Origin of the sequence: Parvibaculum sp., assembly GCF_035325945.1 — a bacterium.
In the GTDB taxonomy this organism is placed as follows: Bacteria; Pseudomonadota; Alphaproteobacteria; order Parvibaculales; family Parvibaculaceae; genus Parvibaculum.
In genome coordinates, this window is record NZ_DAOKYX010000011.1 from 14,394 (window position 1) to 16,305 (window position 1,912).

A 1,912-nucleotide genomic window follows, 5' to 3' on the forward strand; every position below is an offset into this window, starting at 1 on the left:
GTTCAACCCATTGAATCAAGAGCCTTTTTTCAGGCTCCTCGCGTGCGGCAAATTGACCTTGCCGGGCTTTCGTTTAGATTAGGCCCATTGGAGGTTGCCCGCTCGGGGAAACCCGGGGAGGCGCCAGGAGGGATGATGACTGCGTCCGAGAGCTTAAGGACTTCGGCCCGCGCATGACCGAGGTCAAGGAGAAGGAGCTGTCCGCCGAACCGGCGGGGGCGTTCGCGGCTTCGGCGAAACCCATGGGCAAGCGCGAACAGACGAAGCTCAACAATCGCGAGGCGATCCTCAACGCCGCCCGCGAGGTCTTTGCCGAACTCGGCTACGGCGCCACCACGGTCCGCGACATCATCCGCAAGACCGGCCTCGCGTCCGGCACCTTCTACAATTACTACAAGAGCAAGGAAGAGGTCTTCGAGGCGCTGATGGATGACGGCATGCGCCGCATCCGGCCCCGTCTCAAGGCGGATCGCATTCGCTCGCGCACCTTCGAGGAATTCATCCGCAACGCCTTCCGCACCTATTTCGATTATCTGGCCAGCGACCGGATGACCTTCCAGATCATCAGGCGCAATCCGACGGCGCTGCGCGTGCGCATGGACAGCCCCGAGATGGTCGCCGGCTTCGAGGAAATCCGGCAATACATCGAGGAAGACATCCGCGACGGCAACGTGCCGCCGGTCGATTCGGAATATCTCATGGCGGCCGTGGTCGGCATCGCCATGGAGATCGGCGACCGCATGATCATGCGCGGCGAGATCGATCCGAAGACCGCGGCGGATTTCGCCACCACGCTCGTGCTGCACGGTTTCCACGCGCTGCCCGTGAAGACGGAAGCCGGTTCCTGATTGGATATGTCCTTGGGGGAGGATAGGGGTTGAGCATCCAGAAGCTGATCGTCCGCACTCTGCTCAAATTGCCGGATGGCGCGCTCGTCGCCATGGCGGGCGGAAAGCCGCTGACGATCGACGGCCGCACGCTGGATGCCCGCGTGCAGTTCCTCGCCGCGCAGGGCGCTCGCGCGCCTTCCATCACTACGCTCGACCCGGTGGCCGCGCGCGCGGCGACGGCGCAGGGGCTCAAGCTTCTCGACGGTGCGCGGAGCCCGAAGGTCCGCGTGGAGGAAATGCAGGTGCCGGGCCCGGCAGGCCCGCTCGATGCGCGCCTCTACACGCCCGCCAATGCCTCGGGGCCGCTTCCCGGTCTCGTCTTCTTCCATTTCGGCGGCTGCGTCATTGGCGATCTCGATACCTGCGACACTTTCTGCTCGATGTTGTCCGAGATCGGAGAGTGCGTCGTTCTTTCCGTCGCTTATCGCCTGGCGCCGGAGGACAAATATCCGGCCGCCGTCGAGGATGCGCTCGCGGCCTATCGTTTCGCGCGCGACAACGCCCAGAAGCTCGGCATGACGCGCCGCATCGGTGTCGGCGGCGACAGCGCGGGCGGCTATCTCGCCGCCGTTGTCGCGCAGGAAACATTGCGGTCGGACGAGGAGGAGCCCGCGCTTCAGCTTCTCATCTATCCCGTGACGGATATGGAATGGCAGGGCGGCTCATGGACGAGCTGCGAGAACGTCTATCCGCTCACGCGCGAGATCATGGACTGGTTCATCGGCCATTATCTTCATGACCGCGGCGAGGCGAAAGAGCTTCGCGCTTCGCCGCTCAAGGCTGGCGAACTCGAGGGGCTTTGCCCCGCGGTCGTCGTGACGGCGGGCTTCGATGTGCTGCGCGATCAGGGCGAGGCCTATGCCGACAAGCTCCGCGTGGCAGGCGTCCGCACGACCTATCGCTGCTATGACCGCCTCGCGCACGCCTTCACAGCGATGACCGGAACGGTTCCCGCCGCAAGACGCGCCTGCGAGGAAATCGCCCGCGACGTGCGGCGCATTCTCCACGCCTGAGAAGGCGGG

At 64.7% G+C, this 1,912-nt stretch carries 2 protein-coding genes; both read left to right on the plus strand.

Annotated features, from left to right (window positions below):
• Nucleotides 1-173 precede the first annotated feature (173 nt).
• Nucleotides 174-848 (plus strand): TetR/AcrR family transcriptional regulator, encoded by a 675-nt coding sequence (locus PKA57_RS07460; RefSeq protein ID WP_324299091.1) that lies wholly within the window; start codon nt 174-176, stop codon nt 846-848.
• A 29-nt stretch (nt 849-877) separates the two neighbouring features.
• Complete coding sequence (locus tag PKA57_RS07465) at nt 878-1,903, plus strand: alpha/beta hydrolase (protein WP_324299093.1); 1,026 nt, start codon at nt 878-880, stop codon at nt 1,901-1,903.
• Nucleotides 1,904-1,912 lie beyond the last annotated feature (9 nt).

Coding starts and splice junctions, on each gene's coding strand:
- PKA57_RS07460 (WP_324299091.1), top strand. CDS start 174: ATGACCGAGGTCAAGGAGAAGGAGCTGTCCGCCGAACCGGCGGGGGCG.